The organism is Halomonas meridiana (assembly GCF_009846525.1).
Taxonomy (GTDB): Bacteria; Pseudomonadota; Gammaproteobacteria; order Pseudomonadales; family Halomonadaceae; genus Vreelandella.
In genome coordinates this window covers 609,845-630,230 of sequence record NZ_CP024621.1, presented here as the reverse complement: position 1 = coordinate 630,230, position 20,386 = coordinate 609,845, and the positions used below count along the sequence as shown (strand labels likewise).

Annotated in this window: 20 protein-coding genes; 9 read left to right on the top strand and 11 right to left on the bottom strand. The window is 60.4% G+C overall.

The annotated features are described in order from the left end of the window. The first annotated feature begins 3 nt into the window (after positions 1 to 3). Together CTT34_RS03155 and CTT34_RS03150 are read left to right on the top strand one after the other, a co-directional pair. Positions 4 to 951, top strand: coding sequence for a polysaccharide deacetylase family protein (locus tag CTT34_RS03155; protein ID WP_254436446.1), 948 nt, complete (start codon positions 4 to 6; stop codon positions 949 to 951). Next, positions 951 to 2,372: an FAD-dependent oxidoreductase gene (locus tag CTT34_RS03150; protein WP_159341135.1), complete on the top strand. Its 1,422-nt coding sequence runs from the start codon at positions 951 to 953 to the stop codon at positions 2,370 to 2,372. The genes CTT34_RS03155 and CTT34_RS03150 overlap by 1 nt, the downstream gene beginning before the upstream one ends. A gap of 52 nt (positions 2,373 to 2,424) precedes the next feature. Here CTT34_RS03150 and CTT34_RS03145 read toward each other — a convergent pair whose 3' ends face one another. The 6 genes from CTT34_RS03145 to CTT34_RS03120 form a co-directional block, all read right to left on the bottom strand. Then, complete coding sequence (locus tag CTT34_RS03145; RefSeq protein WP_159341130.1) at positions 2,425 to 4,158, bottom strand: SulP family inorganic anion transporter; 1,734 nt, start codon at positions 4,156 to 4,158, stop codon at positions 2,425 to 2,427. 69 nt (positions 4,159 to 4,227) lie between these two features. Then, the gene (locus CTT34_RS03140) at positions 4,228 to 4,656 is read right to left on the bottom strand and encodes a protein tyrosine phosphatase family protein (RefSeq protein WP_159341128.1); all 429 of its coding nucleotides are present in this window, start codon (positions 4,654 to 4,656) and stop codon (positions 4,228 to 4,230) included. A gap of 29 nt (positions 4,657 to 4,685) precedes the next feature. Next, the gene (locus CTT34_RS03135) at positions 4,686 to 5,594 is read right to left on the bottom strand and encodes an MBL fold metallo-hydrolase (RefSeq protein ID WP_159341126.1); all 909 of its coding nucleotides are present in this window, start codon (positions 5,592 to 5,594) and stop codon (positions 4,686 to 4,688) included. A gap of 167 nt (positions 5,595 to 5,761) precedes the next feature. Continuing rightward, the gene (locus tag CTT34_RS03130) at positions 5,762 to 5,980 is read right to left on the bottom strand and encodes a DUF1653 domain-containing protein (RefSeq protein WP_159341124.1); all 219 of its coding nucleotides are present in this window, start codon (positions 5,978 to 5,980) and stop codon (positions 5,762 to 5,764) included. Then, positions 5,977 to 6,825 (bottom strand): tRNA cyclic N6-threonylcarbamoyladenosine(37) synthase TcdA, encoded by an 849-nt coding sequence (tcdA, locus tag CTT34_RS03125; protein ID WP_159341122.1) that lies wholly within the window; start codon positions 6,823 to 6,825, stop codon positions 5,977 to 5,979. The genes CTT34_RS03130 and tcdA overlap by 4 nt, the downstream gene beginning before the upstream one ends. Before the next feature lie 8 nt (positions 6,826 to 6,833). After that, a complete protein-coding gene (locus CTT34_RS03120) occupies positions 6,834 to 7,607 on the bottom strand; it encodes a pseudouridine synthase (RefSeq protein WP_159341120.1) in 774 nt (257 codons plus the stop codon). 207 nt (positions 7,608 to 7,814) lie between these two features. Between CTT34_RS03120 and CTT34_RS03115 the strand changes: the two genes are divergently transcribed. The 6 genes from CTT34_RS03115 (at position 7,815) to CTT34_RS03090 (ending at position 14,855) form a co-directional block, all read left to right on the top strand. Further along, positions 7,815 to 9,350 (top strand): ABC transporter substrate-binding protein, encoded by a 1,536-nt coding sequence (locus CTT34_RS03115; RefSeq protein WP_159341118.1) that lies wholly within the window; start codon positions 7,815 to 7,817, stop codon positions 9,348 to 9,350. Further along, positions 9,347 to 10,306, top strand: coding sequence for an ABC transporter permease (locus tag CTT34_RS03110; RefSeq protein WP_368027059.1), 960 nt, complete (start codon positions 9,347 to 9,349; stop codon positions 10,304 to 10,306). The genes CTT34_RS03115 and CTT34_RS03110 overlap by 4 nt, the downstream gene beginning before the upstream one ends. Further along, on the top strand, positions 10,303 to 11,157 hold the full coding sequence (locus tag CTT34_RS03105) for an ABC transporter permease (RefSeq protein WP_159341116.1): 855 nt from the start codon (positions 10,303 to 10,305) through the stop codon (positions 11,155 to 11,157). Before CTT34_RS03110 ends, CTT34_RS03105 begins: the two co-directional genes overlap by 4 nt. Further along, entirely contained in the window at positions 11,154 to 12,569 is a 1,416-nt protein-coding gene (locus tag CTT34_RS03100; RefSeq protein WP_159341114.1) for an ABC transporter ATP-binding protein, read from the top strand. The genes CTT34_RS03105 and CTT34_RS03100 overlap by 4 nt, the downstream gene beginning before the upstream one ends. 70 nt (positions 12,570 to 12,639) lie before the next feature. Next, positions 12,640 to 13,173, top strand: a complete 534-nt coding sequence (sodC, locus tag CTT34_RS03095) for a superoxide dismutase family protein (RefSeq protein ID WP_159341112.1) — start codon at positions 12,640 to 12,642, stop codon at positions 13,171 to 13,173. Between the two features lie 212 nt (positions 13,174 to 13,385). Further along, a complete protein-coding gene (locus CTT34_RS03090; protein ID WP_159341110.1) occupies positions 13,386 to 14,855 on the top strand; it encodes a carbon starvation CstA family protein in 1,470 nt (489 codons plus the stop codon). 96 nt (positions 14,856 to 14,951) lie between these two features. Here CTT34_RS03090 and bfr read toward each other — a convergent pair whose 3' ends face one another. From bfr to lptF, 5 genes are all read right to left on the bottom strand, one after another. After that, positions 14,952 to 15,437 (bottom strand): bacterioferritin, encoded by a 486-nt coding sequence (bfr, locus tag CTT34_RS03085; protein WP_159341108.1) that lies wholly within the window; start codon positions 15,435 to 15,437, stop codon positions 14,952 to 14,954. 183 nt (positions 15,438 to 15,620) lie between these two features. Beyond that, the gene (locus CTT34_RS03080) at positions 15,621 to 15,827 is read right to left on the bottom strand and encodes a (2Fe-2S)-binding protein (RefSeq protein WP_159341106.1); all 207 of its coding nucleotides are present in this window, start codon (positions 15,825 to 15,827) and stop codon (positions 15,621 to 15,623) included. Between the two features lie 158 nt (positions 15,828 to 15,985). After that, positions 15,986 to 16,459, bottom strand: coding sequence for an RDD family protein (locus CTT34_RS03075; protein WP_254436445.1), 474 nt, complete (start codon positions 16,457 to 16,459; stop codon positions 15,986 to 15,988). A gap of 34 nt (positions 16,460 to 16,493) precedes the next feature. After that, on the bottom strand, positions 16,494 to 17,564 hold the full coding sequence (lptG, locus tag CTT34_RS03070) for an LPS export ABC transporter permease LptG (protein WP_371825121.1): 1,071 nt from the start codon (positions 17,562 to 17,564) through the stop codon (positions 16,494 to 16,496). Beyond that, positions 17,564 to 18,643 carry an LPS export ABC transporter permease LptF gene (gene lptF, locus CTT34_RS03065; protein WP_159341102.1) on the bottom strand — a complete coding sequence of 360 codons (1,080 nt, stop codon included), beginning with the start codon at positions 18,641 to 18,643 and terminating at the stop codon, positions 17,564 to 17,566. The genes lptG and lptF overlap by 1 nt, the downstream gene beginning before the upstream one ends. A gap of 134 nt (positions 18,644 to 18,777) precedes the next feature. On the opposite strand from lptF, the gene CTT34_RS03060 reads away from it, so the two are divergent. Then, positions 18,778 to 20,298: a leucyl aminopeptidase gene (locus tag CTT34_RS03060; protein WP_159341100.1), complete on the top strand. Its 1,521-nt coding sequence runs from the start codon at positions 18,778 to 18,780 to the stop codon at positions 20,296 to 20,298. Positions 20,299 to 20,386: the final 88 nt, after the last annotated feature.

Here is a 20,386-nt window from a genome sequence, read left to right as displayed (position 1 = left end):
CCTATGGCATCCAAAGACATGGCGCTCAACGACGACTACCTCGATTACCCCTTGCGCCGCCACGGCTACGACCACGACTGCTATGCATGGTCGATGCTAAGTGAACGTACACCGGTCACCTGGCCCGAGGGTAAAACCCTGGCGGTGTGGATCAATATTTCGCTGCAGTTCTATCCGCTCAACCAGCGCGGCGAGCCGTTCAAAGTACCCAACGGCATGACCATGCCCTATCCGGACCTGCGCCACTTTTCGCTGCGGGATTACGGCAACCGGGTGGGTATCTATCGCGTGCTGAAAGCGCTGGCCGCGCACAACATCACGCCTACCTTTGCGATTAACGCGCAACTAGCTGAGCAGACGCCCTATTTGGTGCAGCGCTTGAAAGAGCACGGCGGTGAATTTATCGCCCACGGCTGGAACATGGATCACCTGCACTACGGCGGCCAACCGATTGAAGAGGAAGCCGAGCTGGTCAAACGCTCCGTGGACACCCTGCGTCGAGTGACCGGCCAACCTATTCGCGGCTGGCTAAGCCCCGCCAAGCACCAGAGTTTCAACACACTGGACCTGCTGGCAGACAACGGCATTGCGTACTGCGCCGACTGGGTGAACGACGACATGCCGTATGCTTGTGACACCAACACCGGCAGATTGACCATGATGCCGTTGGCCACCGAGATTGAAGATCAGTTCGTAATGAGCCAGAACCTGCACTCGGAAGATTCCTGGGTAACTCAGGTAAAAGACGCGTTTGATTTTCTGCTGGAAGAGTCCCGCGAGCAGGGCGGGCGACTGTTTGCCTTGAACCTGCACCCCTGGTTGGTCGGCCAGCCTCACCGGATTGCTTGCCTGGAAGACGTGCTGGCGCATATCAGCGGGCACCCGGACATCTGGCAGGCCCCGGCGGGTGAAATTCTAGATGCCTTCCACCCAGCTGCGGAGCAGGCGTAATGGCGATCATTCCCTACACACAGGAAGGCTTTGATGCCCACCTTCCGCTGCTGATTATCGGCGCGGGGGCCTGCGGCCTGGTAGCGGCCCTGGCCGCCCAGGAAGCGGGCGTTGAGCTGGCTGTTTTAGAGCGCGACGCCCTGCCCCGTGGCAGCACGGCGATGTCGTCGGGGTTTATTCCTGCCGCCAATACGCGCTTTCAGCATGAGTTGGGCGTCACGGACTCTGCCGAGGCCATGGCAGAGGATATTCAAAAGAAGAATGGCTTTGAGGCCGACCCGAGCATCGTCGAACTGCTGGCCAGCCAATCCGGCCCAACCATCGAATGGCTAGCGGATCAGCATGGCGTGCCCTTTGAGCTGGTGGAAGGCTTTCTCTACCCCGGCCACCGCCACCTGCGCATGCACGCCACGCCCCGGCGCACCGGGGAAGAGTTGATGGGCGCGCTACTTAACGCCGCCGAAGCGGCAGGGATCGACATTCTGACCCAGGCCCGGGTAGTGGATCTACACGTGGACAGCACCCAACGCGTGCGCGGCGTCACCCTGGAGCGCCCAGACGGCAGCCGCGAAAGCATTGGCTGCGATGCGCTGGTTCTGGCCTGCAACGGCTATGGCGGTAACCCAGAGCTGGTGGCACGTTATCTGCCCACGCTGAGACACGCGCTGTATTACGGCCACGAGGGCAACCAGGATGACGCCTTACTGTGGGGTCAGGAAATGGGCGCGAGCACCAAAGACTTAGGTGCCTGCCAAGGCCACGGCTCGCTCGCCACCCCTCATCAAACGCTGATTAGCTGGGCACTGATGATGCAAGGGGGCATTCAGGTCAACATCAAGGGCGAGCGCTTCTCCAATGAGCACGGCGGCTACTCCGAACAGGCCGCCAAGGTGCTGGCGCAGCCAGAGCAAGTGGCCTGGAATCTTTATGATGCCCGCATTCATGAGTCTGCCCAGGCGTTCGAAGATTACCGCAACGCCCAGGAGAGCGGCGCAGTACGCAGCTTCTCAACCCTGGAAGAGATGGCCACTGGCTTGAAACTTCCCCTTGGCGCACTGCAAGCCACCTTTGCCCAAATGCAGCAGCACGCTGAGCAGCAAACGGCCGATGCGTTTGGCCGCCGCTTTGATCCCGCCAACCTGCTTAAAGCCCCCTACTACGCCATTCGCGTCACCGGGGCACTATTCCATACCCAGGGCGGTTTAGAAGTGAATCGCAAGGCCCGCGTGCTCAATACACAGGGGCAGGCGCTGCCGAACCTGTTTGCCGCAGGTGGCGCGGCGCGTGGGGTGTCGGGCTCCAACGACAGTGGCTATCTTTCCGGCAACGGGCTGCTGAGTGCGGTGGTGCTGGGCGCAGTGGCCGGCAAAAGCGCCGCCGAGCTGCTGCACTTAAAGCTCAGTTCCGCCGCACTGCCTTAACCTGCATGAATGGCACACCACTCGCTTCCCGGGTGGTGTGCGGCACATTTTGTCAAACCGATACCGCACTATCCAACCTCGGATGCGCCAACGCTTGCCAAGCGTCATAGGTGGTAAAGAACACTTGGCCGGTGAGCTCGTGGTAGAACGCCGTGTGCGTTAGGCGATCCATCACCGGGCCTTTCACTTCGGCCAAGTGGAGCATGGCACCGGCGTCTTTCAGCCGACCGTTGATCGCCTCCAGGCTCTCCAGGGCCGAAGCATCGATGACATTCACTGCCTGACAGGTGAGCACAATGTGCTTGATCGACGGCGAGCGGGCGGCCAGCGCCATGACGGTATCTTCAAGATAGCGGGCGTTGGCAAAATAGAGGCTTTCATCGATGCGCAGCATGGCGACATGATCGTCGGTTTCGACCTGATGGCGCTTCACGTTACGGAAATGCTCGGTGCCCGGTACCCGCCCTACCACCGCACTATGGGGCTGGCTGGTGCGGTAAAGGTGTAGCCCCAGCGAGAGCACCACCCCGCTGATAATGCCCACTTCCACGCTGTGCAGAAGGGTCAGCAGCAAAGTAGCGACCATCGCCACCCCGTCGCTGCGGGAGTATTGCCAGGTCCGCTTTACCGCAGGCAAATCAATCAATGTCCCCACTGCCACGATAATCGTGGCGGCCAGCGTGACGGTGGGTAAAAAGGCCAGTAAGTCAGTGAGTAGCAGCGTGGTCAACACAATCCCAAGCGCGGTAAACGCCCCCGCCAGCGGCGTTGCTGCCCCGGCTTCAAAATTGACCACCGAGCGCGAAAAACCGCCCGACACCGGCGAGCCGCCGCTAACGCCAGCGCCAAGATTCGCCATGCCGAGCGCAATCAGCTCTTGGTTAGGGTCAATACGCTGACGGCGCTTGGCGGCCAGGGTCTGCGCCACGGACACCGACTCTACAAACCCTACCAAACTGATCAGCAGCGCCGCCGGGAGCAGACCGAGCCACAGCGATTGATCCAGACTCGGCAGCGTCATGGCAGGCAGGCCACTAGGCACAAAGCCCACCAAATCGACCCCGCGCTGCTCTAGTTGGAAACCCCATGCCAACAGCGTGGTCACTACCACGGCCGAAATAGGCGCGGCTTTCACCATTAACCCTGCCCAACTGGCAGGTATTCCCAGCTTGGTCAGCCAGCCATTCAGGTGCTTGCGACACACCCATAGATACGCCCAAACGCCAAGGCCAATGAGCAGCGTTATGACATTCACCTGCTGCCACTGGCCCAATAGCGCTTGCAGCAGTTCCACCACGTTATGGCCGGATGCTTCGACCCCAAAAAGGTGCTTCAACTGGCTGATCGCGATCAAAATCCCCGAGGCAGTCACAAACCCGGAGATCACCGGATGGCTGAGAAAGTTGACTAAAAAGCCCAGCCGAAGCACGCCCATGGCGATAAGGATCAGTCCAGAGAGCGCGGCCAGCACCAGCGCCGCACCGATATATTCCGGGCTGCCCGGCGCGGCAAAACTGCTCAGCGCCGAGGCCGTCATCAGTGCTGCCACCGCCACCGGCCCTACGGCCAAACTCGCGCTGGTGCCAAAGATGGCGTACAGCACCAGCGGCAGCATGCTGGCATAGAGCCCCATTTCCGGCGGCAACCCTGCCAGCATGGCGTAGGCCAGCGCTTGCGGCACCAGCATCAGCGTGACGATGACTGCGGCAAGCACATCCCGCGTGAGCAAGCCCCGATGATACGTTCGCAGCCAGCCGATTAGCGGCACCCATCGCTCAATGATCATGATGCAGTCTCATAATAGGTATCTGCTGATACGGGGCCTTCGTACTAGGGTTTCACGCGTCTTCGCTTTTTATTGGGCGCTTCGTTCAAGGCCATGGCGCTGATCTTCCAAGTCAACCCCTGCCGCATGGGCCGCCGCAAACAGCTCCGCCAAATCGCACTGCTCGTGCTGACGCTTGGCGTAGGCCCACAGGTGCGTGGCCCGCTTACCTGAGCGGCAAAATGCCAATAGCGGGCGCGGCAGCTGCTGGAGCGCTTCAGCAAAGGCGCGAATGTCAGCTTCGCTGTACTCGCCTGGCTTCACGGGGATATGCACCCAGGCAAGCCCAAGCTGCTCGGCCTTTTCGCGGTAGCGCGCCTCGTCGGGAAAGTCCTCGCTCTCACCCTCCATGCGGTTACACACCACCGCGTGAAAACCACGGGCTTTTACCTCTTCCAACTCATCCACTGTCAGCGCTGAGGTGATCTCAACGCTTGGCTCCAATGGCTTCGTTTGCATGACCACACCTCCTCTTGGTTTGGATAACCTCAATCCCAGGCCGCACCTTCCAGGGCATCCAGGGGTATTTTCAGATAGCGCTTGCCGTTGGCTTCTGGTTCCGGTAAACGGCCACCGCGAGTATTCACCTGCAGCGCGTGCAAAATCAGCTTGGGCATGGGTAGCTCGCTATCCCGCTGGTGGCGCAGGGCGATGTACGCCTCCTCGCTTTTGCCAACCAAGTGCGGGTTGTTGGCTCGCTGCTCATCGACGCTGCTCTGCCACGTTGGCTCACGGCCATCGGGCATATAGTCGTGGCCGGTGAACAGCCGCGTATCGTCCGGCAGCGTGAGAATCTGCTGAATGGAGTCCCATAGAGACTTGGCATCCCCACCGGGAAAATCGGCGCGCGCCGTCCCAAAATCAGGCTGAAACAGGGTGTCATGCACAAAGGCAGCATCACCGATGACGTAGGTGATGGAGGCCAGCGTATGACCAGGCGAGTGCAGCACGCAGGCGCTGAGTTCTCCAATGGCAAACGTATCGCCCTCCACAAACAGCGTGTCCCACTGGCGGCCATCGGTCGGCATCTCGGGCCAGTGATAAATCTCCTTCCACAGGGCCTGCACTTGGGTGACGTACTGGCCAATCGCCGTCGGCGCGCCGGTTTTTTCTTTTAGGTACTGGGCTGCTGAAAAGTGATCCGCGTGGGGGTGCGTATCCAGAATCCACGCCACTGTCAGTCCCTCTTCCTTGATATATTTCAGCAACGCATCAGCGCAGAAAGTCGCCGTTGCGCCGGATTTCTCGTCGAAATCCAGCACCGGGTCAATAATCGCGCACTGCTGGGTAGCGGGGTCGCTGACGATGTATTGAACGCTGAAAGTGCGCGGATCAAAAAAGCCCGCCACGTCGGGTGACCCCGCACCGGTGCTTTGAGATAGGGCGAAGGTCTTCATGCTTATCTCCTAGATACGTGAGTATGTATGCTTGACGCCTACGCGCCAATTATTGTTATAAAGATAGATTATTATGAAATATAAGCAATCACCACCATAAAAATGCCGCCTCCCTGACAACAGGGGGCGGCAATCCATAAGAGCACTAGTGGCGCAATCGATACGGGCTAAAACGCCTTCTCCAACGCAAAGCGCGGCTGGGTGTCCCCCTCTTTCGTCACGCTCTCCGTAAACATCGCTAGCGGGCGCACCCAGAGGCCGTAGTCACCGTAGAGCGCGCGGTAGACCACTAGCGGCTCTTCGCTTTCGCTGTGCTGGGCGGTGCCCACCACTTCGTACAGGCTGCCTTTGTAGTGGCGGTAAATACCGGGAACGGGAGTGGTCATTCGTTTTCCTCTTGAATGGCTTGAGTGGCGGCGGGCTGATTCGCTTTTTTGGCGAGGCGCTCCAGTACTCTGGAGGCGGCCACGAAGCCAAAGGTGCCGGTGAGAAAGGTCGCCGCGCCAAAGCCGGAGGCGCAGTCCAGCCGTGTAACCTCGTTGCTGCCAGGCTTTTGCAGGCACACTTCGCCGTCGGCGCCGGGATAGATCAACTGCTCGTCGGAGTAGACACACTCCACCGAAAAGCGCCGCTTGGGGTTGCGGGAGAAGCCGTAATCCCGGCGCAGCCGCGAGCGCACTTTGGAGAGCAGCGGGTCGTGCTCGGTGCGGGTCAAATCCGCCACTTGAATACGCGTGGGGTCGGTTTGTCCGCCCGCTGCGCCGGTCACGGTAATCGGGATTTTGCGTCGCTTGCACCAAGCGATCAGCGCCGCTTTGGCAATCACGCTATCAATGGCATCCACCACATGGTCGGCATCCTCAGGAATGCGCTCGGCCAGATTGGTGGGCGTGACGAAGGCGGTATCCGCGATGACCTCGAGCTCGGGGGCAATCAGGCGGCAGCGCTCGGCCAGCACGTCTACTTTAGGCTGGCCAATCGTGCCATCCAGCGCGTGGAGCTGGCGGTTGACGTTAGAGACACACACGTCGTCCAAATCGATCAGCGTAAGCTTGCCGATGCCCGAGCGGGCGAGCGCCTCGACCGTCCAACTGCCCACGCCGCCAACCCCAACCACCACCACATGGGCACGGCGAAATGCCTGCGCCGCACGCTGGCCGTAGAGGCGTCGAATACCGCCAAAGCGGAAGTCATAATCGCTAGAAGACGTCGTGGATTCATTCAATGACATGGGCAGGCTCACAGTGCTTGCAGGGCAGAAGGCGTGGCAATGGGCGGCGTTCGCACGCTATCTAGAGGTAAATGCCCCTGCCAGCCAAACTGCTCGAACAGATTTTTCATCGTCTCATCCACGGCGCAGCTGAGCTGAATGCGCTTATCCAGCAGCGGGTGATCAAACGCTAAATAGGTCGCGGCGAGCAGCAGCCGCGGGGCGGCCAGCTGCTCGGCAAAAAAGCGGTTGTGGACACTTTTGCCGTGCTTGGCGTCGCCAATGATCGGGTAGCCACGGCGGGATAAGTGGCGGCGAATTTGGTGCCGTCGCCCAGTCAGCGGCCGTGCTTCCACCAGCGAGTAGCGCGCGACGGGGTAGCGGTCTACCTGTACCGGCAGCTCGACGCTATCCAAGCGGCGAATATCGGTCATCGCGGGCATGGCGGGCATTTCCGCCTTGGGCCGCGTGCCGTCCTCCTCCCGTAACGGGTAATCCAACCGCTCCTGCTCCGGTGCTTTGCCGCGCACCACCGCTAGGTAGCGCTTCTCTACCTGGCGTTCGCTAAACCCTTCGCTCAGCAGGGCGGCCGCCTCGGAGGAGAGGCCAAACACCATCACGCCGGAGGTGGGCCGGTCCAGCCGGTGCACCGGGTAGACCCGCTTGCCGAGCTGGTCGCGCAGGCGCTGAAGCAGGAACTCGGTTTCCCCACGCGCCAGCGCTGAGCGGTGCACTAACAGGCCTGACGGCTTATGCACCGCTACAAGATGCTCATCCTGATAAAGGATGTTGAGTGGCTGCATGGAACTCCTTGATACATAGGCAGAGCATTTGGGCATGAAACAGAAACGTGAAAAAGGGGCATAAAACAGAGATGTGGAATCGCGGGCTATTGTCGCGACTTGGCGCGCTAATGTCATCCACTGGGTAAATGAGAATGACATTCACAAACCTACCCAAGCTAATCGTTACGTTATAAAATAACTTTTTAAACCCATCAGGAGTTCCTTATGAAGCGCGCCTTCGCTGCGGGGGTTACCCTACTGCTTGCTTTGCCGACCGCCTCTTCGCTTTGGGCGGCTGACCAACGGCTGGATATCGTCGCCCCTTGGGAAATCAAGAGCGCCAACCCAGCCACCTCCGGCTACGTATTTGGCCGTATGCGCGTAGCGGAAACCTTGGTGGACACCGATGCCGACGGCCAGCTTGCCCCGGGGCTTGCCACTGAGTGGCAGGTATCGGATAACGGTTTGACGTGGCGCTTTACCCTTCGTGAAGGCGCGACGTTCCATGACGGCAGCGCGGTTACGGCTGACGCGGTGCTGACGAGCCTGGAAGCCGCGCTGGCCAAGCCCGGCATTCTCGACAGCGCCCCCATTCGCCAAATGAGCGCGGATGGACGTGACGTGGTGATCGCGCTTGATAGCCCCTTCTCGCCGCTGCCTGCGCTGCTGGCCCACTCGACGGCGCTGATTCTCGCGGAAGCTGCGTTCGATGCGCAGGGCGATGTCGTCGCTATGATCGGCAGCGGCCCTTACCAAGTCGAGGAGCTAAGCCCGCCCCAACGCCTGACCGTGACGCGGTTTGATAACTACTGGGGCGGCGCGCCCGCCATTGCCAGCGCCAGCTATCTCGCCGTGAGCCGTGGCGAAACCCGCGCGTTAATGGCGGAGAGCGGCGATGCGGATATCGTGTTTACCATCGACCCCGCCAGCCAAGCGCGGCTCTCCCGCAATGCCCGCTTAACGCTGCATAGCGAACCGCTGCCGCGCACGATCATGCTGAAGCTCAACGCCGGACACGCGTTACTGGACGATGCCCGCGCCCGCCAAGCGCTGAGCATGGCGATTGACCGGCAAGGCATTGCCGCCGGCCTGCTGCGCACGCCAGAGGCTGCCGCGGCTGAACTCTTTCCAGCCAGCCTAGGGCCGTGGCACCTGGGCCTAGAGGCCAGCACTGCCCAAGATGTAGAGGGCGCCAAGGTGCTGCTAGCAGAACTCGGCTGGCAGACGGGCAGCAACGGTATGCTGGAGCGCGATGGCGAGCCTTTCGCGCTGACCCTGCGCACCTACGCCGACCGTCCTGAGCTTCCGCTGGTGGCCACCGCCCTGCAAAGCCAGTGGCAGGAGATTGGCGTGGCGCTGGAAGTCGCTGTGACCAACGCCAGCGAGATTCCCTCTGGCCACCACGACGACAGCCTGGAAGTGGGTCTATCGGGCCGCAACTATGGCTTGGTACCGAACCCGCTGGGCTCGCTGCTAGACGATATTGGCAGCGACCCAGACGCCATGGGCGGCGACTGGGGCACCATGAACTGGCGCGATGAAGACGTTGCTCAGTGGCTCGACACCCTTCGCCAAGCCACCGATGAGCAGACGCTTATGGATCTAGCGCCGCTCGTGGCCGAACGCCTGCATCAAGAAATGCCGCTCATTCCCATCGCCTGGTATCAGCAGACGGCGGCGGTGAACCAGCAGTTGGAGGGCTTCTCTATCGACCCGCTAGAGCGCAGCTACCGCATTGACCAACTGGAGTGGGCAGAGTGATCTCACGCGCAAACCAAGGGCTTAGCCACCTGCTGCTGTCGCGGCTTTTTCAGGCGGGGTTAGTGGCGTGGCTAGTTGGCACGCTGACCTTCGTTCTCACCCGCACCCTACCGGGGGATATGGCCTACCGCATTGCGGCCGGGCGCTATGGTCACGATATGGTCGACGGAGCGGCGGCGGAAGCCGTGCGGGCGGAGCTGGCGCTCGACCAGCCGGGGCTGAGCGCGTATGCAGGCTGGCTGTGGGACTTGCTGCAGCTGGATTTAGGCCGCTCGCTGGTGAGCGGCCGCCCGGTGATACAGGAGCTTTACCACCAGCTAGGCCACTCGCTCAGCCTGGCCGTGATCGCGGTGCTGCTCTCGCTGCTGATTGGCCCACCGCTGGGCCTGGCCGCAGGGCGCAAACCCGGTGGCGTATTGGATCGCGTGAGTGAAGTGGCCGCCAGCGTTTTGCGCGCCCTGCCCGCTTTTGCCGTGGGGCTGTTACTGATCATGCTGTTTGCGGTCACGCTGGGCTGGCTACCCGCCGCAGGCCATGACGGTGCCGCACACACCGTGCTGCCTGCGCTAACGTTAGCGCTGGGTTTGGCTGCCGTTTCCAGCCGCGTGGCGCGTAACGCCATGGCGGACGTTTCGCATTCCGCTTACTACGCCTTTTCTCACACCAAAGGCCTCAGCGCACGGCAAAGCTTTTGGCGCCACGGCCTGCGCAACGCCTCGGTGCCCGTGGTGGCGTACCTGGGCGTGCAGTTCGTTTACCTGATTGAAGGCGTGGTGGTAGTGGAAACCCTGTTTGCCTGGCCGGGCATCGGCCACGCCCTGGTTCACGCCATCGTGGCTCGGGATGTGCCGATGATTCAGGGCACCGCGCTGGTGATGGGGCTGCTGTTCGTGCTGCTCAATACAGCGGTGGATATTACCTGTTACCTACTCGACCCACGGAGACGCCGCGCATGATGCCTGATTCCTCATCATCTTCCACGGCGTCGCGTACAGCGTCATCACCCTTGCGCCGTTACTTCACTTCACTCACGGTTCGTCAGTGGTGGGGCGCGGGCTTACTCCTGCTGCTACTGGCCTTTGCCTGGCTGGTGCCCTGGTTAAGCGATGCCGACCCTGCCCGTCAGCAGTTAACACGTATTTTGCAGGCACCTTCGCTGACCGAGCCTTTCGGCACCGACCATTTGGGCCGCAGCATGCTGGCACGCTTGGCGTCAGCCATTCAGCTATCGCTGGGCATGGCATTACTGAGCGTCGCCACCGCTGCCATTCCTGGCGTTTTGCTGGGCGTCATGGCCGGTTGGCGAGGCGGCTGGTGTGACCGCGTGCTGGGTAGCATCGCGGATGCTTGCCTAGCCCTGCCCGGCCTACTGCTGGTGCTTCTGCTGGTGGCCATTGCGCCCGGCAATTTCTGGGCGCTTTATGTGGGTATTTCACTGGTGCTGTGGATCGAGTACTTCCGCGTGGTGCGTGCCCGTACCCAGGCGCTGGTGAGCTCGCCGCAAATCGAAGCGAGCCGTCTTCTCGGCTTTGGATCGGTGATGCTGTTCCGCCGCCACTTGTGGCCAGAGCTAGCCCCCCAGGTATTCACCTTAGCAGCCTTTGGCGCCGCCAGCGCCATTCTCGCTATGGCGGCGCTTGGCTTTGTGAGTGTCGGATTGCGCCCACCCACCGCCGAGCTTGGCCTGATGATGATCGAACTGCTGCCCTACTACCACGAAGCCCCCTGGGCCATGGCACAGCCGATCATCGTTCTGTTCGTGGTGGTACTGAGCTTAAACCTCCTGGCTGGGAAGGACCCGCGATGACATCGATGACCTTAACCACCACGCTGCTACAAGTGAACGAATTAGCGATCAGCGGGGACGGCGTCACCATTGCCCCGATCAGCTTTACCTTGGAAGCCGGTCAGCGCCTCACGCTACTAGGCGAAACCGGCTCCGGTAAGAGCCTGATCGCCCAAGCCATTATGGGCACCCTGCCTGCTGGACTGAGCGCCCAAGGCGCGCTGGAAATCGCCGGAAAGCGCTTTGCGGCAGCAGAACCCGCTACCCGCCACGCCCTATGGGGGCGAACCCTGGCGCTGCTGCCTCAAGAGCCCTGGCATGCGCTCGACCCCACCATGCGCGCGCATGCGCAAGTCGCGGAAACGCATCGTTTTGTGGCGGGAAAAACAACGCCAGCCGCCAACGAGGCCGCCAGCGCAGAGTTGAGCCGCTTGGGCTTAGCCCAGGCGCTGAACAAGCTGCCGGGGGAGCTTTCCGGCGGCATGGCCCAGCGGGTGGCGTTTGCCGCCGCCAGCGCGGCGGGCGCGCCCATCGTGATTGCCGATGAGCCTACCAAGGGGCTGGATGCCCCGCGCCGGGATGAAGTGGTCGAACTGCTTGCCCACACGCCCAACCGAGGCGGCGCACTGCTGACGATTACCCACGATATCGAGGTCGCCAGGCGGTTAGGGGGCGACGTCATCATCCTGCGTCAGGGCCAGGTCGTTGAACGTGGCCCGGCAGACGTGCTGCTCAACCATCCACAAACGGCGTATGCCCAGCGCTTATTAGGGGCGGAGCCCAGCCGCTGGCCAGACCCGCCCTCTTTCATGGGCAGCGCCCAGGCCCCCGTCATCAGTGCGGATGCGCTGCGCATGGCGCGTGGCGGGCGCGAGCTGTTTCGCGACCTTTCCGTCAGCGTGCGCCCCGGGGAAATCGTCGGTGTTGTCGGCCCCTCCGGCTGTGGCAAGAGCACGCTGGGCGATATTCTACTCGGCGTGACACGCCCCAATGCTGGCCGCGTTGATATCTCCCGCGAGATGCCGAGGCTTGGCCGCCAAAAGCTCTACCAAGACCCGCCCGCCGCTTTTTCACCCCACTGGAGCCTGACCCAACTGCTGGAGGATTTGCAGCGCCGCCACCGCTTCGAGCAGCGCGCGATTGCCCCTTTGATTCAGCGTTTGGGCCTAAACGAGCAGCTGTTGAGCCGTCGACCGGGGGAAATCTCCGGTGGTGAGCTGCAGCGCTTTGCCATTCTGCGCGTGCTGCTGCTCAAGCCGCGCTTTCTATTTGCTGATGAGCCTACCTCACGGCTCGACCCTGTCACCCAGCAGCAGACGCTCGGCCTGCTGGTGGAGCTGGCCCGGGAGCAGGCCTGCGCGGTGATGCTGGTCAGCCACGACCCGGCATTGATCGAGAAAGTGTGCGACCAGACGCTCACGTTGGCGGGTTGAGCAGCGGGCAGCTACGCTGTAATAGCGCCCCTTTTTAGGGCTTCCATGGATAAGGAAAGGAGCAACCAAGATGCGCTATTCACTACCCCTTACCGGTATTGCCGCGAGCATGCTGTTGGCCACGGCGGTTCACGCTAACGAGTCGCTGGATGTCGAGATGCATAAGGTCAGCGCCGACGGTGTGGAGGAGTCCATTGGCACGGTGGCCGTTGAGCATACCGAGCACGGCGTGCTGCTCACTCCCTCACTCACCGGTTTAGAGCCGGGTGTTTACGGCTTTCACGTCCACCAAAATGCTAGCTGCGAACCTGCCGACAACGACAGCGGAGAGATGACCGCTGCGCTGTCGGCCGGTGGCCACTACGACCCAGAAGAGGCGGGCACCCACCAAGGCCCCTACGGTGACGGCCACTTGGGTGACCTGCCCGTGCTCACTGTCAATGACGATGGCGAAGCCAACCTACCGGTACTGGCTCCGCGCCTTAGCATGGAAGACATGCCGGGCCGCAGCCTCATGATTCACGCCGGGGGCGATACTTACGCGGATGAGCCCCACCTCGGCGGTGGCGGTGCTCGCATGGCCTGCGGCGTTGTCTCGTCTTAATGCTCTATTGATGCTGTTTTTGCCACCGTTTCAAACCGGGCAGCCTCATGGCTGCCCATTTTTTTGCTGACGGATCAGCGACTAACGTCGCGGGCCACTAAAGTCGTAAAGCACTTATCGGCACGTCTCTGTACATTCACCCCGGCTAAATAAGCGCGGCTTGCTGTATGGCTGTCCGCTTAACACCCTCCCTGACCAGTTGAGTGCTTTCTATGATTACGTTCATTCTCTCGATAGTACTATTAGTCGTGGGTTACTTTACCTATGGCAAGTTTGTCGAGCGCGTGTTTGTCGCGGACCGCAAGCGACAAACACCGGCGTTCAGCATGCGCGACGACATCGACTACGTGCCGATGAATACCACGCGCAACTCGCTTATTCAGCTGCTCAATATTGCCGGTGTAGGGCCGATTTTTGGCCCTATCCTGGGCGCTCTCTATGGCCCGGTGGCGTTTGTATGGATCGTGATTGGTTGTATTTTCGCAGGTGCGGTTCACGACTACCTGACCGGCATGATCTCCATCCGTAACCACGGCGCCCACCTGCCCCAGTTAGCGGGTAAATTTCTGGGCAAAACGATGAAGCACGTAGTGAATGGCTTCGCGATCTTGCTGCTGCTGTTGGTCGGTACCGTATTCGTGACTTCTCCGGCGGCCCTGTTGGCCAACATGACGTCGCTGTCGCTCACGTTGATCATCCTGGCCATTTTTGCCTATTACCTGATTGCCACGCTGCTGCCGATCGATAAAGTCATTGGACGTATTTACCCCTACTTCGGCGCGCTGCTACTGTTTAGCGCCGCTGGCATCGGCATTGGCTTGGTCGTGACGGGCGCACCTATCCCAGAGCTGTCGTTCCAGAACATGCACCCGGATAACGCGCCGATCTTCCCGCTGCTGTTCCTGACCATCTCCTGCGGTGCGCTTTCTGGCTTCCACGCCACCCAAACGCCGATCATCTCGCGCACGACGGAAAACGAAACCAACGGCCGCAAGATTTTCTACGGCATGATGATCGCCGAGGGTGTGATCGCCATGATTTGGGCAGCGGCGGCCATGAGCCTGTTCCAGGGTGAACAGTCGCTTTCCGATGTATTGGCAGCGGGCGGCCCGGCCGCTGTCGTGAGTGAAGTGTCCACCACGATGCTGGGCGCGGTTGGCGGCACGCTAGCCGTGCTGGGCGTCATTGTGCTGCCCATCACCTCGGGTGATACCGCTTTCCGCAGCGCACGGATGATCATTGCCGACTATTTGAAAGTAGAGCAAAAGCCCATCGTCAAGCGTATCTTGATTGCGCTGCCGCTGTTCGTGATGTCTTACGCGCTCACCCATATGGACTTCACGCTGCTATGGCGCTACTTCTCCTGGGCCAACCAAACCACCGCCGTGATTGCGCTCTGGACCGGCACGATGTATCTGGTGCTATCGCGCAAGCCCTACCTGATCACCTCGATTCCGGCGGTATTTATGACCATGGCGACCTTCACCTACCTCGCTTACGCGCCGATTGGCTTTAACCTGCCGCTGCAAACCAGCTACATCGTCGCGGCACTTGGCACGCTAGTCTGTATTGCGCTCTTCATGAAGCGCGTGCGCCGCCTCAGCCGCGCCACCTTTAGCGTGGATGAGCCGGTGCCTGGTGCGCTGGATCAAGACGCTACGCTGGCTACTAGCAATCGGTAAATATCAGGTCAACACTTTGCACTGAAACGCAAAACGGGCAGCCTCTGGAGGCTGCCCGTTTCTATTCGCGCGTTGACGCGTGGCTGGATCGCTGACTTACTCTTCGTCAGTGGCCAGTGCCATGTGCTTTTGCAGGTAGTTCTGGATACCCACCTGATCGATCAGTTTGAGCTGCGTTTCGATATGATCGATGTGGCCCTCTTCGTCGGCCAGCAGATCGCGAAGCAGATCACGCGTCACGTAATCTTTGACGCTTTCACAATAAGTGATGGCTTCGATGTAGTCGTTACGGCCGTCATGCTCGATCTTGAGATCGCACTCGAGCATCTCTTTGACGTTTTCACCGATGTGCAGCTTACCGAGATCTTGAAGGTTCGGGATGCCCTCCAAGAACAGAATGCGTTCGATGAGCTTGTCAGCGTGCTGCATCTCTTCGATGGACTCATCGTACTCCCACTTGGCTAGCACTTTGAGGCCCCAGTCTTTATACATCTTGGCATGTAAAAAGTACTGGTTGATCGCCACGAGTTCGTTGCCAAGCGCGATATTGAGATGCTGAATTACTTTCGGATCGCCTTTCATGCCGTCACCTTTTTTAGCGTATTGCCCTATAAAGTACTGTTTTGCACCGTACTCTTACGTTAATCAAGGAGTATAGGCCATAAAAGGCTAACTCCCAACGGTGTTGAGAGTATCAGCCATGGCGATAAAAATTCAAGTAAATCAATTATTTGCTAACGATAAGCCTAACAAGAGTGATTCGCGTCATACGGCGTAAGCGAGACTCATATCAGACTCGGCGCGTACGGCCTGAACGGCCTCGCGGGTGAGGGATTTGGCGAAGCAGGCGCATTTGCCACACTGGGTGCCGCAGCCAGTGGCTTCGCGGACTTCCCGCCAGCTGCGCGCTCCGTCGCTAACCTGCTGGCGAATCTGATGATCGGTTACTCCCTTGCACACACACACGTACATGGCGACACCTCATAAAAATCATGAGGTGAATGTAAATGATTCGCATACATCTTTTCAAGTAGAAAACGTTGTTCTTTAGTATCGATTCGCCTTAAGGCCATTGAGACATGGCATAACCCGTTGGTCGGCGGGCTATTTCCGTGGGCACCGCTCTCCCATTATTTTTTCGGCAGCACCACGGTCTCTGTCTTGGAGGCGATGTCGGGCCAGCTTCTGCGCTGCCCATCAAACAGTACCCACCAGTAGCCAATACCGAACGCCGCCAGCGAGAGCCACGCGGTTGCGCAGCGAATCAGGCTCTGCTTCAGCGTGATCGCGTGGCCATCCAGGGTTTGCACCCGCAGCCGCCACGCCTGCATACCCAGCGTCATGCCACCCCGGCGCCAGGAGTACACGAAAAACAGCGTGACGAAAAACAGCAGCATGAGCCGCAAGCTCCAGATATCGAAAGCCGTAGTGCCAATCTCCTCGGCGGGCTGGCCGAGCACGAAGCGGAAAAAGGCCAAATGCGCCACGGTCACGGCGATCCAGATGGCCGTGACCAAAAAGCCATCGTACAGCATAGCTCCCAACCGTCGGCCCAGCCCGGCGGGCCACACGTCATCCAATTGAGTAAAGCGTCGTGTCGTCACTGTTCTTGTCTCCTGGTTCGCGTCTTCGCGGCGCTTAGCCATTTCGCCGCAAGAAGTAGATCCCTACCGCGGCACAGGCAAGGGTCGGCACCAGCACCGCCCAAACGGGGGAAAAGCCAAAGATGGTGGACGCCGGGGCGAGCAAATCCTGTACGTACTTGAACACCAGACCGGTGACCACGCCATAAAAGACCCGCGTGCCTGCCGCCACTGACCGCAGCGGACCAAACACGAACGAAGCGGCAATCAGTACCAGCGACCCCATGGTGAGCGGCATCAACACCTTCTGCCAAAAATAGAGGAGCGGTTGGTCTGCCTGCAGGTTCTGGCTTTGGAGGAAGTTGGCGTACGCCCACAGCTCGCTAGGCGCTTGGCTTTCAATATCCCGCAGCAAACGCTCCAGCTGGGTCGGTGTGAGCGCCGTTTCCCAAGCCGCACTGGGCTGGTACGCCGACTCGGTGCGATTATCAAAAATGCGCGTGGTGGTCACCCCTTCGAGCAGCCATGCGCCCTCTTCCCAGTGGGCACGATTGGCATGGGTGGCTTCGACTAAGCGGCGTTCGTCGAAGCGGTAGCGGGTTAAATCCAGCACTACGTTATCTGCCCGAATGGCACCGAAGCGGTAGACGCTATCGCCTTCGAACTGCCAACCGCTGCGGGTGGTGAGCATGGCCCCCTCGCCTTGGCGCTGCTCTAAGCGCCAGGCTTCGGCGTACTGCTCGGTCCGTGGGCTGACGAACTCTGCCACCAGTAGCACCACAACGACAACCAGCAGCACGGGCTTCATCACGCCCCAGACAATGCGCGCCAGCGATCGGCCAGCAGCACGCATCACCGTCAATTCGTTGCTAGAGGCCATGCTGCCCAGACCAATCAGCGCGCCAATCAGCACCGCGACCGGCGCGTACTGATAAAAGCGCCAGGGGAGTCGCATCCCCAAGTAGAGCAGCACGTCTAGCGCGCTGTAGTCGCCCTGGGTATCCCCTAAATCTCCGATATAGGCAATGGTGATATCCAGCCCCAGCAGCACGAACTGCACCACCACGATGGCGGCCAGCACGTTACGGGCGATATAGCGATCCATTTGATCCATTGCGATCAGCATTAGCGCATTCCCTTACGTTGCGAGTGCCATAACAGCAGTAAGCCAAGCCCCAAGAACAGCGCATGCACCGGCCACACGCCCAACGCCACCGCGAGCGAACCACTCCCGATGGCATCGACGGCGGCCAGCAGCAAACTTAAATAGGCAACGTAGAGAAACACGGCGGGTAGCAGTTTGGCGAAGCGTCCTTGGCGAGGGTTTACCCGTGAAAGCGGCTGGGCCAACAGTGCCAAGATGAAGACCATGAGCGGCAATCCTGCCCGCCACTGGAACTGCGCCTGGGCGCGCGGGTCGGGGTTTTGCCATAGCTCAGCGGTGGTGGCGTATTCGAGGGAGTCCAGCTCTTGACGATCCCGGCTCAGCCCTAGCCGCAGCGTGTAGCGCTCGAAGGTCAAGCGCTCGGCATCTTGGCGACCGGGGGTGACACCGTAGCGCTCGCCATCTTCAAGAACGAGAAAGCGACTGCCGGTGTCGACGTTCGTTTCCTGATAACCCGTACCCGCCCGTGTGATGTAGCTATGGGTCTTCTCAGCGCCGGCCATGGGCTGCTCGTGCACCAGGACTTCCTGCATTTCCGTGCCGTCACTGCTGAAGTCGGTGATGTAGGCCGTCCGCCCACCGCCGAAGTCTTGGAAACGGCCAGGGGCGAGCACCGACACGTCCAAACGGCTGCGTTGCTCCTCCAGCGTCGCCTCGGTTTGCAGCGCCCCGGCCGGAGTCAACCATACACTACATACCCCCACCAGCACCGCGACCACCGTGGCGGGCAGCAGCGTGACGCGAAAGAGCCGCGTTGGGCTCATGCCACAAGCCACCATCACGGTGATTTCACTGTTCATATAGAGCTGCCCATACGCCAGCAGAATGCCGAGGAAAAACGACAGCGGCAGAATCAGCTCCATGAAGCCCGGCAGATGAAACAGCATCAGGCTGCCTAAAATCGTGACCGGGAAGTCCCCCTCGGCAGCATCCGAGAAGTAGCGGATGAAGCGGCTGCCCATGATGACCAGCAGCAGAATGCCTGCCACGGCAGACATCGTCAGTAACACTTCGCGAGTTAAGTACCGAAATAGAATCAACGCACTCTCCGACTAGTGGTGCAGGTGACCATGCAATGCGTCCATGGCTTGGGTACACTAATCAAACTGGTAGCAAACACTAAATAACGGGGCATTATCCCGAATCACTCGTTGCTTGTCTTGTTGGAGACGTCATGGAATTTTCCGTTCAGACCGCGAACCCCGCCAAAGCCGAAACGGCTTGCCTCGTTCTCCCTGTCTATAAAGGTAGCGACTTACTGCCCGCCGTGGCCAAATTAGACGACGCCAGCGAGCGCTTGATCGGCCAGCTGCTGGAGCGCGGCGACTTCGACGCGGCGTTGGGCAACACGCAGCTAGTGCCTTTCGCACCGGGCTTGGGAGCCGACCGCATTCTGCTGGTGGGGTTGGGTGAGCGCGACAAATGCCAGGAAGCGGCCTTTATCAAGGCACTCGATGCCGCCATGGCCGCCCTGGTCAAACTGCCCGTGGACGAAGCCAGCGCCACCTTTACTGACGTACCGCTCGACGATCGCGACGCCGTCTGGAAAGCACGCAAGACCCTAGAAGCCGCCGAACGCGCGATTTACCGATTCGATCACTTCAAGTCATCGCCGGCCAAAGCGCCTAGCTTGGCTAAACTGACGCTGATCGTCAGCGATGCCGGCGATGCGCCGCTCGCCAAGCAAGGCGCCGCGCTCGGCACCGCCATTGGTCAGGGCATTAATTTTACGCGCACGCTCGGCAACCTGCCGGGCAACGTATGCACGCCGCGCTACTTAGCCGAGCAGGCAGAAGCATTGGGGCGCGATTCCCAAGGCGCGCTCGACGTTGAGATTCTAGACGAAGAGGCACTAGAGGCCCTGGGCGCTCATTCACTGCTGTCAGTGGGCCGTGGCAGCGTCGAGCCAACACGCCTCATCGTGATGAAATACCAGGGTGCAGACAACCCCGACGAGGCGCCCCATGTCCTGGTCGGCAAAGGTATCACCTTCGATACGGGCGGTATCTCGCTGAAGCCCGGCGAAGGCATGGATGAAATGAAGTTCGATATGGGCGGTGCGGCCAGCGTCTTCGGTACCGTCAAAGCCGTGCTGGCCATCAAACCCAAGCTCAACGCCGTGTTTATCGTTGCCGCCGCCGAGAACATGCCTGATGGTGCCGCCACCAAGCCGGGCGACATTATCAAAACGCTCAAAGGCCTGACGGTGGAAGTCCTCAACACCGATGCCGAGGGCCGTTTGGTGCTGTGCGACGCCCTTACCTACGCTGAGCGCTTCACGCCTGCCAGCGTGGTCGATATCGCCACGTTGACGGGCGCGGCCATTATTGCCCTTGGTCACCACGCCACCGGCCTGCTCTCCAACGACGATGACCTAGCGCTTGATCTGCTGGATGCCGGTGAAACCGCCTGGGACCGCGCGTGGCACCTGCCGCTATGGGATGAGTACCAGGAGCAGCTGGACTCCAACTTCGCCGACTTGGCCAACATCGGTGGGCGTCCGGCAGGTACGATTACCGCTGCCTGCTTCCTATCACGCTTTGCCGACCACTTCCCCTGGGCGCACCTGGATATTGCCGGCACCGCTTGGCATTCGGGCAAACAAAAAGGCGCCACCGGCCGCCCGGTGGGTCTGTTGACCCAGTACCTGCTCGACCGTGAAGCCGACGCCCAAGTCGAAAATGGCGACACCTAACCTCACAAACCGGCCACCAATGGTTGCCTTTCGTTAACGCAACCGTTAAACCTGAACGTATGTGCGTGTGCCAGCGCGTCCAGGCACA